Annotated in this window: 13 protein-coding genes and 1 riboswitch; of the genes, 2 read left to right on the forward strand and 11 right to left on the reverse strand. The window is 31.5% G+C overall.

Annotation, left to right across the window (positions count from 1 at the left end):
- Window positions 1-5: 5 nt before the first annotated feature.
- Window positions 6-1,385 carry an MATE family efflux transporter gene (locus tag N4A57_RS06200; protein ID WP_330671467.1) on the reverse strand — a complete coding sequence of 460 codons (1,380 nt, stop codon included), beginning with the start codon at window positions 1,383-1,385 and terminating at the stop codon, window positions 6-8.
- A gap of 551 nt (window positions 1,386-1,936) precedes the next feature.
- Here N4A57_RS06200 and N4A57_RS06205 point away from each other — a divergent pair.
- A complete protein-coding gene (locus tag N4A57_RS06205) occupies window positions 1,937-2,335 on the forward strand; it encodes a hypothetical protein (protein WP_293656892.1) in 399 nt (132 codons plus the stop codon).
- A gap of 63 nt (window positions 2,336-2,398) precedes the next feature.
- Here N4A57_RS06205 and N4A57_RS06210 read toward each other — a convergent pair whose 3' ends face one another.
- The gene (locus N4A57_RS06210) at window positions 2,399-3,748 is read right to left on the reverse strand and encodes a diguanylate cyclase domain-containing protein (RefSeq protein ID WP_293656893.1); all 1,350 of its coding nucleotides are present in this window, start codon (window positions 3,746-3,748) and stop codon (window positions 2,399-2,401) included.
- Between the two features lie 301 nt (window positions 3,749-4,049).
- Between N4A57_RS06210 and N4A57_RS06215 the strand changes: the two genes are divergently transcribed.
- On the forward strand, window positions 4,050-4,607 hold the full coding sequence (locus tag N4A57_RS06215; RefSeq protein WP_330671468.1) for a cupin domain-containing protein: 558 nt from the start codon (window positions 4,050-4,052) through the stop codon (window positions 4,605-4,607).
- 178 nt (window positions 4,608-4,785) lie between these two features.
- Here N4A57_RS06215 and N4A57_RS06220 read toward each other — a convergent pair whose 3' ends face one another.
- The 9 genes from N4A57_RS06220 to N4A57_RS06265 all read right to left on the reverse strand — a co-directional run bounded on the left by N4A57_RS06220 (window position 4,786) and on the right by N4A57_RS06265 (window position 14,560).
- A complete protein-coding gene (locus N4A57_RS06220; RefSeq protein WP_293656894.1) occupies window positions 4,786-5,826 on the reverse strand; it encodes a PucR family transcriptional regulator in 1,041 nt (346 codons plus the stop codon).
- A 48-nt stretch (window positions 5,827-5,874) separates the two neighbouring features.
- Complete coding sequence (locus tag N4A57_RS06225) at window positions 5,875-6,981, reverse strand: ABC transporter ATP-binding protein (protein WP_293656895.1); 1,107 nt, start codon at window positions 6,979-6,981, stop codon at window positions 5,875-5,877.
- Between the two features lie 425 nt (window positions 6,982-7,406).
- Window positions 7,407-8,162, reverse strand: a complete 756-nt coding sequence (locus N4A57_RS06230) for an ABC transporter ATP-binding protein (RefSeq protein WP_293656896.1) — start codon at window positions 8,160-8,162, stop codon at window positions 7,407-7,409.
- The gene (locus N4A57_RS06235; protein ID WP_293656897.1) at window positions 8,159-9,163 is read right to left on the reverse strand and encodes a FecCD family ABC transporter permease; all 1,005 of its coding nucleotides are present in this window, start codon (window positions 9,161-9,163) and stop codon (window positions 8,159-8,161) included. Before N4A57_RS06235 ends, N4A57_RS06230 begins: the two co-directional genes overlap by 4 nt.
- A complete protein-coding gene (locus N4A57_RS06240) occupies window positions 9,156-10,097 on the reverse strand; it encodes an ABC transporter substrate-binding protein (RefSeq protein ID WP_293656898.1) in 942 nt (313 codons plus the stop codon). The genes N4A57_RS06235 and N4A57_RS06240 overlap by 8 nt, the downstream gene beginning before the upstream one ends.
- A gap of 151 nt (window positions 10,098-10,248) precedes the next feature.
- Window positions 10,249-10,428, reverse strand: a riboswitch (cobalamin riboswitch).
- 89 nt (window positions 10,429-10,517) lie between these two features.
- Window positions 10,518-10,625, reverse strand: coding sequence for a helix-turn-helix transcriptional regulator (locus N4A57_RS06245; RefSeq protein WP_293656900.1), 108 nt, complete (start codon window positions 10,623-10,625; stop codon window positions 10,518-10,520).
- A gap of 9 nt (window positions 10,626-10,634) precedes the next feature.
- Window positions 10,635-12,914 carry an RtcB family protein gene (locus tag N4A57_RS18505; protein WP_330671469.1) on the reverse strand — a complete coding sequence of 760 codons (2,280 nt, stop codon included), beginning with the start codon at window positions 12,912-12,914 and terminating at the stop codon, window positions 10,635-10,637.
- Window positions 12,915-13,265: 351 nt separating this feature from the next.
- Window positions 13,266-13,622: a hypothetical protein gene (locus N4A57_RS06260; protein ID WP_293656901.1), complete on the reverse strand. Its 357-nt coding sequence runs from the start codon at window positions 13,620-13,622 to the stop codon at window positions 13,266-13,268.
- An 80-nt stretch (window positions 13,623-13,702) separates the two neighbouring features.
- The gene (locus tag N4A57_RS06265) at window positions 13,703-14,560 is read right to left on the reverse strand and encodes a SatD family protein (RefSeq protein WP_293656902.1); all 858 of its coding nucleotides are present in this window, start codon (window positions 14,558-14,560) and stop codon (window positions 13,703-13,705) included.
- Window positions 14,561-14,991: the final 431 nt, after the last annotated feature.

Genomic DNA, 14,991 nt, shown 5'->3' on the forward strand with positions numbered 1-14,991 from the left:
AATCATTAATTTCCCCCTAGATGTAAATTGAACTTTTCATTGCTTCCTTTTAAAACCTTGAATTCCCTAGCCACTATAATAGTAGCCCATAGAATAATAATTGAATCGATTAAAAATGAACCAATATACACCCACTTAATACCAAAAAATCTTGGCATTATGATCATAACAGGCACATAAAACAACAATTGTCTAGCTATACCCATAATAGATGCATGTTTCCCCTTATTAATAGAAGGGAAGAAAGTCATTGACATAAATATCATTGGTAATAGTGGAAGTAATGCCATATAAATTCTGAAATTCATGATTTCTCCAATGACAAAACTCTTATGAGGCAACATTAAGCTCAGAATCATTTTAGGAGATAACATCATAACCAACCAAAATGGTAACATAATCAATGCTCCTCCTATAGCAAAAATCTTGAAACTCCTAATAACCCTATCATGTTTGCATGCTCCAAAATTTATTCCTATTACAGGCTGTAGGGCACGCATCAAACCAAAAATAGGTGTCAGCATAAATGTAAATACTCTATATGTTAACCCATAGAAAGCCACATCAGATATGGTTCCAAAATTAGTTAAGGCATTCAATACAACAATTGCTTGAATTAAGCACATAATTGTCATAATAAATGAAGGTACTCCCATAGACAAAATAGATTTCATAATCTTTTTATCCCTATTAATTGAAAAAGGTTTTGCATCAAAGGTTGCCTTTTTCCTACTAAAATAAACTAAAGAAGTAATCGTATATACAATCATACCTATATTAGTACCAATGGCAGCTCCTTTAACTCCTAATTTTAAAATAACAATTAAGATATAATTGGCAATAATATTAACGATAAGACCTATACCCATCATAACAGCAGCTGATTTCATCTTTCCTTCTGCTCTCACAATCATATTTCCAGCAAGGCCTGCTATCCAAAAAAAGGAACCATAGACAGTGACTTTGAAATAGTTCACTCCAAAGATAAGTTCTTCACCATAACCACCCATCATTTTCACTAGTTCTGTGGCAAAAACAGTACCAATTACTGTAAATATCAAGGTGAATAGTATATTCAAGTAATTAGCATTACCTAATAACTTTTTCTGAGTATCATGATCATTAGCACCTATGGCAATACTAAGCGCTGAGCCAGCTCCAACACCTACTAAAGATCCTAACCCTAAAGTTATCTGAGTTAAAGGGTATGCCAAAGATACTCCCGCAAGAGCCATCTCCCCCACAAACCGTCCTACAAAAATCACATCTGCTACCGTATTTAATCCATACAAAATCATTGCAATTACCGCAGGCCAAGATAATTGAAACATGACTTTCCATAGATTTTCATTCAAAATCATCTCTTTTTGCTTACTATTTTTCACTTCACATCTCCTCGTCTCTCTTCATTATATTTCGAATCGTCGACGTCACCGTCGGTTATTGTGGATAAAAAAACTTTTACTTAATCAAACTAATCTCCCCAATAGTGATAATGATTCTCATTGTTATGATAATTCTTTTTCCTTTATTTGTCAATAGTTCCATTTTTATTTTAATCAAATAGTAGACCTTCTCTCTTTTAGAATAAACAAAGGTCAATAAGGATTAGGTTCTGTCCTTATAATATATGAAAAGCACCTATCTTTTATCGATAGATGCCCTTATTCCTAAATATTATTCATTTTCAAGGCACGGTGAGTGAGCATATTAAAGATATGTAATCAACTCCATAACCAAGAAAATAATTCAACTAACCAGTGAAATGGCTAATTTATTTTTTGAATATGCCTTAGTAAATTTGTTCCATTTTTTCTTGAAATATTGTTCAAAAAGCATTTTACTACAAATCTTTCAATTACTTTTGGAATAAATTGTGTATTTTTCAGGAATTTATGGTAAAATAGATAGTATCTTTTCTAAAGGAGTGAGCTTAGTGGACAGTAAAAATATGTTTATTATTGGTGCAATAATAATTTTAGGAATTGGTTTACTTATCGCATTTTATCATTATAGAAGGCGAAACTTAGAGAATTTATTCGCTCAAGTTTATGAATCAGCCAAGCAAGTTCCTAAAAAAAAGAAAAATAGTTTCCTGTTATTGATGTTTAAGGAATCCCTATCTGCATCAAAAAAGAAATCTGATACAGGTTCTATTTCTAATAAACTTAACAATCCTAAATATTTAGAAATTCAATTAGTCCAAATGTCACAAATTCTTAAAAATCCTTCAAAGGTAAAGGATAAGACAATTAAAAGAGCCTTGATTTTGCTTGAGGATTATAAAAAGTGGGAAAAAAACAAGAACTCTAACCATACAGACACTAAAAAATAAAATAACCCTTATTTGACTAATCTAATTGAGTCAAATAAGGGTTATTTGTTACTATGGAATCTTTCAATTAACTTTTTTTTCTTTTGTTAATCTTTTTTCCTCATACATCCTTGTATCTGCAACATTCATAATTTTATCTAAAGTATCTCCATCTATGGGATAAGTGGCAAGACCTATACTAGGAATAACCTCCATATTCATATCTTTATATTCAAATGTAAAAGCTGATTCTTCTCTTATTATTCCATGAACATCTTCTAAATCTTTAAGTTCATTAATTTCTGAAACCAAAATTAAAAACTCATCCCCACCTAGTCTAAATACTCTTTTTTCATTTATTCCAATGGATTTCAATCTCTTTGCAAATTCAATTAAAACCAAGTCTCCTACCTTGTGTCCATAATTATCATTGATCCTTTTGAAATCATTAATATCCATTAAAAATATACCCATGAATCTATTATTTGCCTCTGCTTTTTTTAAGACAGTTTCATAATAGTACTCTAAGACATATCTGTTGTTTAGTCCTGTTAATTGATCATTTGTAGCTTGATAATTTAGCTGATACCTTGTATATAAGATCATATGTACGAAAAATCCAATTATAGTGCTAACTAGTATGGCTAACCATTTCAAAATGAGAATTTTCCTTTCATAGCCTTTCCATCCCCCTAAAGGTTCTATAACAACTTTCCATCTACTATTAAGTTTTTCTACGTTTAGGACTATACCCTCCCTATTTATTATTTCATCATCACCATAAAATGGTTTTAATGGAAAGTTCCCTTCATTATATATGGCTATATTAAGGTGGGCTTCTTTTGCCATTTCACCTATATATTTAAGATATTTGTCTGCATCTAAAATAACACTAATCTGGCCCCAATATTCCTCATCAATTACTATGGGTAAGCGAGCAATGAATCCAACTCCTCCTTGTATTAAATTAGTAGGTCCTGTAAATATGCCCTTTAATGTTTTTTTTACCCTTATTACTTCATCCTTTTGTTTAGGTATAGTTGTTAAATCTTGACCTATGGCTTTTTCATTACCTTCTCTGGGATAATTCCATATAATTGTAGTTTCCTTCAAAATGCCTATATTTCTTATGAAAGTTGTTTTTTTTGACAATAGCTGCTTCAAATATCTATTTGTATCCTCTTCTGATATATTAGGATTTGTTTGTATATATGCTAAATAGCCTTCTAGTAAATTTATGCTATCACTTATCGTAGCCTCTGCTTCAGATTGGAATCTAAGAAATCTTCCCATTACTTCTAGTTTTTCCCTATGTTTGTCCTTACTTTCTATATTATCAATACCGAAAAAAAACAATACAGTAAGTATTATACTTGTTAAAATACCTATACTTATAGAATATATAAACTGTTGTTTCTTTGTTTTAGCACCCAATGCTATTCCCCCATATTTTTCAACCTAATTAATATGTTAATTGAAAGTCATTTTATTTTCCTATAAATTTAAATTAATTTTTTATATCCAATCATAAGGACTCATTAACTTAATATTACTATACCCATGGGAAATTTGCACGGATTTTTTCAACTAAGGCATATAACTGGTTTATTACAAGTTAGCAGCAACTATACTTTACGATGGGTAAATAGATAGTTATGTGATCTCAATCCCATGGGGTATTAGTGAATCAAGGCACCTTTTCTATAGGTGGCACATATGATAATTTTATAAGACTATGAAAGGAATGAACAGTATGTATAATATGTATAGGCCCTATCCTTATCCATACCCTTATTGTATTTACACACCCATGTGTAATATGTATAAAACCTATCCATGTCCCTACTACATTAACACACCAGTGTATATTCCTAAATTAAAAGATTATGGTCCAGAGCCATTTACAATTGATATTGAGGAGGCTACTAAACAAAATGATACTTTCCGTACTGCTTTATGGACAGGAGACAATTTACAAGTTACATTGATGAGCATACCTGTTGGAGAGGACATAGGTTTAGAAGTTCATCCCAAAGGGGACCAATTTATACGCATTGAAGAAGGTGAAGGACTTGTTTTAATGGGGGATAGTAAAAACAAATTGGATTTTCAGGAAAAAGTCTATGATGACTATGGGATAATGATACCCGCTGGTAAGTGGCATAATTTAATCAATACAGGTGATACACCACTTAAATTATATGCTATCTATGGACCACCTGAACATCCACGTGGTACAGTTCATGAAACTAAAGCAGATGCTGAAGCTGATGAAAAGAACCACACTCATTAATATGAAAAGAATAGTATTTAAATAAAGACTAAAAGCCCTAAATTCTAAGAAATCAGGGCTTTTCTTATACAGCAACTTTTCTAAACAGGTAAATATCTTTCTTTTCCTAGCATGGTAAGTATGCATTAAATAGGTTATGCTAAATTAGCCAATAGCTACTTTGACAATTGAATCTCACCTAGTCATAAGTCCCTAATTGATCCTCTTGTAGATACACATGGATCAACATTGCAATTTTAAAATTCATGGCATCTTCAAATTTCCTCAAGTCATAACCCGTTAACTTATAGATTTTATTTAATCTATAAATCAATGTATTTCTATGTATGAAAATTTTTTTTGCCGTTTCACTAACATTTAAATCGTTTTTGAAAAACTGTAAAATAGTCATTTCCAATTCTTTATCTTTTAAAACCTCTCCGATTTCATAATGCATATCTTTCTTAAATTCTTTTAATTTTTCCATATTCATATTCTCTATAAGAACAGGAATTCCTAGATCCTTATAATAGGATATATCCTTATTATTCAAAAAAATACTTCCCAATTTCATAGCTACCATGGCTTTTTCATAGGAAGTAGGCAAATCCTGTATATGGTAAACAATTGTACCTACCCCTATTTGTGCTTCATAAAACAGTTCTGAATACATGGATTCATAAATATTGGGCACATATTCTTCCCATCCATCCTTGTCATGTTTAATAAATACAAATAAATCCCTATTGATTTTTATAAAATAATCTTTGGGATAAATATGTGTGATTAGGCTTTTTACTTCATGTCCCATATCTTTCTTTATTTTAATCACACTAACCTGCATGGGATCCTGTGAATCTCTATTTATGATTTTATGATCATCTCTTAGGTCACTTTTCACAGCTCGTCTAAGAAGAATATCTTTTATAACTTCTTCTTCATATGGATTATGACTATCTTCCGTCATAAAGAGTCCCAAGATTTTTGCAAGTTTCTCTGCTTGATCATCTGTTTCCCTTATGGATATTATATATCTATCCATATAAAAGAAATAAAGATAATTTCCCTTTTTTAGAATACCCTTTTCAATATGTAATCCCTTAAATTGTGAATCATAGGTATCCATTTTTTTATCACATGTACTTTCTATTACATATCCAGATAAATCTATTAAATTTATTTCTGCATCTATAATCCCTTTTATTTTGCTAAATAATAGCTCTATTTTACATCTATCCATGTTCTATTCCCCTATTAATCCTATCCTTCATAGGCTTATCTTTTCATATTAGAATATTGTTTTTTCACTCTCTTTATCAAATATATGGATTTTTTCTAAATTAAAAGCAACATGAATTTTTTGTCCGATCTTTACATTTGTGCTTGGATCTACTTTTGCAATCATGTTATGACCTTTCATATCTAAATACAGATATGTCTCTGAGCCCAACATTTCCGTTACATCAACTTTTACTTCTATAGAATTGTCCCCTCCTTCTAATTTATCATCTTTAACGAATATTTCTTCCGGTCTAATACCTAAAACAACCTCTTTTCCTACATATCCTTTTTCCTCTAATAATTTAGACTTATCTTTTAAAATCTGTACTTTGTTATTTTGGAATTCAGCATAAAGATTATTACCATCCTTAATTAATTTGCAGTTAATGAAGTTCATTTGAGGGGAACCAATAAATGATGCCACAAACATATTTGATGGTGAAGAATAAATAGTCTGAGGGTCTGCCACTTGTTGCACTATACCATCTTTCATAACTACAATTCTTGTTCCCATAGTCATGGCCTCCGTTTGATCATGGGTTACATAAACGAATGTGGTTTGAAGTTTTTGATGAAGTTTACTAATCTCGGCTCTCATTTGTACTCTTAGCTTTGCATCTAGATTTGAAAGGGGTTCATCCATTAAAAACACCTTTGGTTCTCTAACAATGGCACGACCTAATGCAACTCTTTGTCTTTGTCCTCCTGAAAGTTGCTTTGGTTTTCTTTTTAACAAATCCTCAATACCAAGTATTTTAGCTGCTCCAACTACCCTTTCTTCAATCTCTTTCTTTGGTTTTTTCCTAAGTTTTAAGCCAAAAGCCATATTGTCATAAATTGTCATATGTGGATATAGTGCATAGTTTTGAAATACCATGGCAATATCCCTATCCTTAGGTGCCATGTCATTTACAAGTTTTTCCTCTATATACAATTCACCAGATGAAATTTCTTCAAGTCCTGCTATCATTCTAAGAGTCGTTGACTTTCCACACCCTGAAGGCCCTACTAATACAATGAATTCCTTATCTTCTATATCTAAATTAAAATCTTTCACTGCATGAAACCCATTTGGATACTTTTTTTCAATATTTTTCAGTGTTAATCCTGCCATCTTTACCCTCTCCTCTTCCCATTTCTTAAGAAAATTATACCTTTAGGAGATTTACATGTAAATTGACAATTGTCACAAAGATTTTTACATATTTTTATACCTATTGACTAAACCTAAGTCAGGTTCATCACTTAACAGATGAATTAATTAAGCATATAAAAAAATAACCTAGTCATGTCACTGAGGAATTTGACTAGGTTATTTTTTGAATATGCCTAAAGTAAGTATATCCTTTCCTTTTACGAGGTGTAACATTATTTGGAATCTATTCTGTTCACTGTCCTATGAATGTTAGAATTAAAATTTAGGACAAATTATATTCAGATTGGAAAATCAGTGATTCAAATGATAATATAGATGAAATTTCCTTAGAAGGATTAAATGAGAAAATCTAGCCTATAGGATGCTTTTATCTATTAATCTTTTTATTCGTATATTGGTGTAATATTTACATGGCCCTCTTCTGTTTTAATATGAAAGTCAAGTTCATATGCTTCAGAAAGTGACTTACTCCTTAGGACATGTTCAGTATTATCCTCCACCAATACTTCACCGTCTTTGAGTAGAAGCAATCTATCACAAAGTTGACTTGCAAAATTTAAGTCATGTAATGTTAAAATAACCGTTCCTTGAAAGTCTTGTAGCAATTTTTTTAAGGTGACCTGATGTTTCAAGTCAAGATGATTAGTTGGCTCATCCATAATCAATAGTTCTGTTTCTTGACAAAGGGCCTTTGCAATAAGAACCCTTTGTCTTTCACCACCAGATAAGGTAGAAAAGCTTTGGTTTGCACAGGTTAAAAGTCCAACTTTCACCAGTGCCCCTTCAACTTTATCATAATCCTCCTCATCATAGGGTTCAAATGGTCTCTTATATGGATATCGTCCCATTAATACCAGGTCTTTAACCAATAAATTCCCTTCAATCATATCTTGATTTTGAGTGACAATAGCACTACAGCGTGCATACTCCTTATATGTATAGTCTTCTATATATTCTCCATTTATCCTAATACTCTTATCTGAAGGAATTTCCTTGTAAAGATGCTTCAAAAGGGTTGTTTTACCACTTCCATTAGGACCAATAACTCCATAAATTAGTCCTTTTTCAATATGGCAGTTAATATTATTTAGTATGTGCTTATTTCCAATGGTATATGAGAGATGTTCTATTCTAATCATAAACCCTCCTTGTCATAAGTTTTAAGAATAATATGGATAAAAAGTGGGGCACCAATAAGGGCTGTCATAATACCTATGGGCAGTTCTTCTGGACGAAAGAGTGTTCTGGCCATGTTATCGGCAATTATAAGTACAATCCCTCCCACTAATGCAGAAGTGGGTAATAAATAGCCATGTTTTACCCCAACTAATTTTCGACTCATATGTGGTACAATAAGACCTATAAATCCTATAACACCAGTTTTTGATACGAGTACAGAGACTGCTAGGGATGCACTAACAGTAATAAATATATAGAACCTACTCACAGATTGCCCAAGAAACTGAGCCTCCCTTCTACCAAGCAAGAGAATGTCTAGATCTTTTGAAAAAACAATTCCAACACAAGCAACAAATACAGTCACACCTAAAATTCCTGGAAGGTCATGCCAATGAATACCCGAAAAGCTGCCAACCATCCAAAACATGGCACTACGAATTTGAGCCTCATTTGTAGAAGTATATATAATCATTGTGGTAAGTGCAGAGAAGAAAGCAGATACCCCAACACCCACCAATATAAGTTTAATAGGATTGTTGCTATAGCCAACAAAATAGATAACCATGGCAACTGCAATACAGCTCCCCATAAACGCACCACCGTACACATGCCACGAGCCTAGGAAGTTAAATATTCCAAGGATGATTGCAGCAACAGCACCAGCAGAAGCACCAGAAGCAATACCAAGAATATAAGGCTCTGCCAAATGATTTTTCGTAATAGTTTGCATAAAAACACCAACCATAGATAAACAAGCCCCTGCTAAAGCAACCACAATAACCCGTGGTAATCGTATATCATATAAAATAAGGGTTTGTGTCTTTGTCAATTCTTTATTGAAAATATGTCCTAGGGGAATGGTAACAGCACCAAGCGTAATTGATATTAATATTAAGCTGCTAATTATTAAGATTAATAAAAAAAAGAGGCCCATAAAAGGCCCCTTTTCACACTTATTCAAGAGTCACCCCATGAATTGTTTCTGCTAACCTTTCAAGGGCTTCAACATTTCTAACTCCAGGTACGATTTCTGATAACTTGACACGAATGAATTGATTTTCCTTTACTGCTGTTACATCTTTAAGAATTGGATTGGCCTTTAATGATGCAACTTTGCCATCAAAATCTTGTGTGTTACGAATACTTGTACCATAATCCACAACAATAATATACTCAGGGTCTTCTTGTATTATTTCTTCCCAGCTAGCTTTACCCCATGTTCTTTCAACACCTTTACCAGAAAGAATGTTTTTGGCGTTAATCATAGATAGAAGATTTGTTGTAAAACCTTCATAAACAGTAAAGGGTTCTTCATCTTCTGAATCAAAAATAAATACACGTTTTTCAGGCAAGTCCTGAATTTTCTTTTGTACATTTTTCAGAAGTTCTTGCTGATCTTTAACATAAGCTTGAGCTCTATCTGAAGCATCAAAGATTTTTCCCATTTCAATCATATCTACAAATAGGGTATCTAGTGTTGCATCCATTGACTTTGTAGAATTTGGTACATAAATTGGAATATTATTCTGTAAGATAGTAGAAGATTCTACTCCACGCTTAGAAAATGCCACTGCCCAACCAGTAACAAAATCAGGTTCTGCTCCCATAAGAACTTCATAAGCTGGCCATTTTTCTGATAAAACAGGTACTTTTTTATAAGCATCTGCAAGGGGTGAATAAATTTCTTCTTCTAAAAAGGCTGTACCAGCCATTTGGTCTTCTAACCCTAAAGTCAGTAGAATTTCAGTTGTAAATTGAGACATGGAAACAGCTTTTTTAGGAGCTGATGAAATTGTCATCTCATGGTCTTGATTATTAAAATTTTCAGTGTAAGTATAAGGCATTTCAGTCTCTGGTGTTACTTGTTCTACTTCTTTTGTTGTACAACCAGCCATTAGACCAAGGCATAGAACAAGTACAAGTACGATTAATTTGTTTTGCATAATACATCTCCTTTTATGTTTTTGTGCAATAAAAAAACAGCCATCAAGTAGGGAGCTGCTGCAATACAAAAGAGTTACATTGCAATTCTTCCCACCGAAGAATACACTTAATGCTTATATGGCAGGTCTCCTGGCTTTGATATCATCCTTCATCACGCCTTCCCGTTAAACACAGTGGCATATTGTAATGTCGTCAATCTTACAGTAGCGGGGGCTGCATAGGATTTTCACCTATTTCCCTTTTCATCATTTTTATAAATAAACCATAAAGCGACTATATTTTATTGCGATTTGTTATCAATTATAGCATAGTGGGAAATCATAAGCAATTACTTTATAATTTCCCGTTTTTATATATTTTTTTCATATACCTTATTTCATATTTTTATTTCTAAATTCCGTAGGTATCATACCTGTTTCTTTCTTAAATAACTTGGAAACGTGGGTAGAATACATATATACATGATTTGCAATATCCATTTTGACCTACTAATTCTGGGACTTAAAGTTATAAATTGGCTTAAGTATGGCTTTTACTTCTACCGTATCTCCAATATTATCTAGAATATCTTCTATTGATTTATACGCCATTGGAGATTCATCAATAGTTTTTGGTGTGATAGAAGTAGAGTAAATACCTTTCATCTCTTCTTTAAAGTCTTTGAACTCAATTAACTCAAAAGCCTTAGTTCTTGACATTAACCTTCCAGCACCATGAGGTGCAGAACAATTCCATTCATCATTCCCTTTACCTACAGCAAAGATTGAACCATCACGCATATTTATGGGTATCAATACTTCAGTGTCTTTTGAAGCTTTTATGGCTCCCTTTCTAACGATATTGTCCTGAAAATCAATATAATTATGAGTGGTTTGGAAACTTTGAAAATCATCATGACCAAACATATACGTCAAAATTCTTTTCGCTATTATCTCTCTATTTAGCTCTGCAAAACGTTGACATATTGACATATCATGAAGATATTCCCCTCTCTTATGTCCTTCTAAGTAACACATCCCATCAGGAAGTTTTTTATCTTTATAAAATTTCGCCTTTAATTCAACAATGGCATTTTGAATTTCTTTTCGTCTACCATCACGTTTGTAAGTATGAATTAATTCTTGTCTGCTTTCTAGATATTCATTATCGTATCCAGAATGGTATTCAATAGCTTGGTTCTGATAATGAGTAGCTACTACGTGTCCCAAATTTCTTGAACCAGAGTGAATGACAAGATACTTATTGTCCTCCTCATCAATATTCACCTCAATGAAATGGTTTCCTCCACCAAGGGATCCAATGGCTCTATTCCATTTTTTCAAGTCTTGTCTTACATCCTTAAGCAATTTCAATTCTTCTAATACTGACAAAAATTCAACTTGCTTATGCTGATTAATGGATTTTCCACTTGGGATATTTGTATTAATATAATCATCAAGTTTTTTCAGGTCTATATGAACTTTCCCTAATTTCACAGTTAACATACCACAACCAATATCAACACCTACAATATTTGGTATCACTTTCTCTCCCAAATTTGCGGTAAATCCAATTACGCACCCTTTTCCTTGGTGAACATCTGGCATTATTCTAATCTTAGAATTAGCAAATGCTTCAATATCACATATTTCTTTTATCTGACTCATTGCACCTTCTTCAATTATGTCTGTATAAACTATAGCTTCACTATATTTCCCTTTGATAATCATTTTATTTGACCTCTCTTCATTATTTATAACACCATCATAATCCGTTTTATTACACAAAGATTGTTCAGTAAAATAATATTTTTCATAAGAAGCCAGTGTATTTTTTACTTCAGCTATTATTTCATCTCTTATTTCTGCTGGCTCAATCACTTCGCACCTTGAACCAAATGAAAGAATGAATTTTCTTATTACCAATGGATTACGCATATCTGCTTCAAATAAATAAATTTGTCTATTTGGATCAAGACATGTAACCACTTGATTCTCACCATAGATCTTTTCATCTAACATCCGTCCCATTGGTCCATAAACTTTTAATTTTACATGGGTAATGGATTCTTTAGCCCCTTGATTATCAAAATACTCTTCTTCCTTATAATTGGTATCTTCAATGTACTCATCATCAAGTAATTCAATCTCTTTCATTCTGTGCAATTTAAACTTACTAAATCTTGAATAGGCCTTATTTGAAATACTTTCATCATAAGCAAAAACAAGCCAATTGGTGTATTTGAAAAGCTTGTACGGGTGAATGATTTTATAGTTATCTTGCTTATATCCCTTGTACAATATCCTCACTTTTCTTTTTGAATCTATTGCTGTCTGAATTATGTAATATCTTTTTTCAATTTCTTGTGGAGGCATACTTAATGGAAAATGACCATAAAGTGCTAATTTCTCTTTACTATAAGTCTTCTCATTTTCTAAAAATCCATTACCTAAGTAATCAAGTAATGTGTTTTTGTTAGGAACATTACTCTCTTTTAACAAGTATTCATATGCTACACTTAGTGATTTTAATTGAAATTCATTCATTTTCATACTTGGCAACATTGCATCAAATTCCAAAGTATATCCGCCATTTTTGCCAGGTTTATAATATATGGGATAGCCTGCATCATATAATGTATTTTTATAGTTATTTATATTTCTGGTAGTTTCTTCTCCTAATAGGTATGCTATTTCTGCTTTTTTTACATATTTTTTCGATTTGAGTATTTTCAGGAGTCTAATGCACTGTATAGTCTTATTGGGCTTATCATATTTTTTTATTGGCATGTCTATCTCCTTTTCACTCGTTTTTATTTTAATTGTAACACAATGTGTAATCTTTCAAATAATTCCCTTTTCTATCAATTATAGAAGGTACTCCATAAATAAGTGCCTTAACATAAATCATTTTATATCCGTCTATTCCTTTACATTTACGCAGTTACTGACAACTCAGGATAAATAACAAAATCCAGTATACTAATTTTTATAGTTAGTTATACTGGTTCTATGTCAATATATTAGACAGAAAAAGTTGAACTTTTCATATGATTTTTTTAGTTAAATCTTCATATTCCTGTGGAGTTAAATAGCCAATACTACTATGTATCCCTTTTGTATGCCTCAAAGAATTACTCTTTAAATACCATAATGAATCATCCATTTATTTTCTTTAATTGCATCAGCTATTTTATCAATCAACATTTCAAGTTCTTTTGCTTTATGTTTTGCATTAGCCTCAATGATAATATCTAAAAATTTTTTAAGAGATTTTGGTGGAATCAAAGTTATTCCATAATACGCAAGGTTTTTATACGGTCTATCTGTATTATGTGCAAAAGTGTGAAGGTTTTCTATTTTAGCTTTAAACTCTTCATCATATATTTCATCTAATAAATCATCCTCTACATAAGTACAATTATATTTTTTAGGCTCATACTCCTCTCTATATTCTTCTAAGCAATCTATTATTCCAAATTCATGTCTACAAGGCATTCATATCCCCCCTACCTTTGTAATTGAATAATTCTACTATATGATATTATCCACTGTTAGTTCTTTATTTTTTGTAAACATTATACAATTAATCTCCTTTTTTTCATAATTTCAACTATTGTTTCTAGTGCTTTTATTATTTCTTCCATATTTGATACATTTAATCTATCATAATAACTCGTTTTGCTAATTTCAAGTTCTTCTAAAGCACTATCGATATGCTTTTTTGATAATTCACATCTAATTGCATCCCATTGTTTATCAGTAATTCTTCTTATAGTTTTATTAACTAAAGATAATATATTGTTACAAAGTTTATCTGTATAATTATACTCACTTATAACTAATCCGTCATAATCTTTGCTATTTTTTAATTTAGTTAAGCAATCTCTCGCATTCCAAAAAATCGGTCCATTCATTTCCCATGAATTCTTTTTCAATTCGCTTTCAATCATACCAAAACTAACTGCATATCTTACTTTAAATGGGTGTAAATAACACAATGTAATTATTAATAAATATATTATTTCGTTTTCAAATGGACATATAATTTGAATTTCATCACCTTGTGAAATAAAAAATTCTCTTTCACAGTTATAACTATGCTTAATTGCCAAATTTAACTCTTTTACTCTTTTTCTTAGTTCTAAATTAAATTTCTTATAACTCATTTCAGAAGATTTTATGATATCCATTGTGATAACAGCATATTCGGTTACAGGACCTTTTCTATTATCTTCCAAAACATATTGTCCCCTTGATACATTTCTAATGATTTTACTCTTTTTCAATTTATATATCAGCCAATCTACAGTATTTCTTTTTATTTCTCCATAAACATCTTTATAAAAATCATTAAAATCATCAACGCTAATTGTATCATATGACTGAAACCTTTTCTTTAATTCTTCAATATGCAAGTTCCTAATATCACTCAATATCTCTCACTTCCTTTCTACGGAGTATATTATCATAACCTTCTTTGTTTCGCAAGATTTTTCCGGGCCTTAACCCGGACCAAGATTTTTCCGAGTCCTAACCCGGGCCAAGTTTTTTCTAATCCTAATTATTTTTAGTTCCTTTGATAATATATTCTTACCTCCAAAACACCTATCCTATATGGATAGATGTAATTTATCTATTAACAATATTTAATTTTGCTTTTCATCCCTCTCAACCCCTGATTCTTTCGTTCCATTTTAAAATTGTATTCTATAATTTTAAAAGTGGTTCTTCGTTAATTTTGGTGAAAAAATTGATAAATGAATATTAATGCATTAATATGTAATCAGTACAAATTTATTTAGGAGATATTATGATGATTGCAGCTAAATATATACTACCCCAAATACATATTATAAATAGTCAA

Origin of the sequence: Anaeromicrobium sp. (assembly GCF_025210435.1) — a bacterium.
Taxonomy (GTDB): Bacteria; Bacillota; Clostridia; order Peptostreptococcales; family Thermotaleaceae; genus Anaeromicrobium.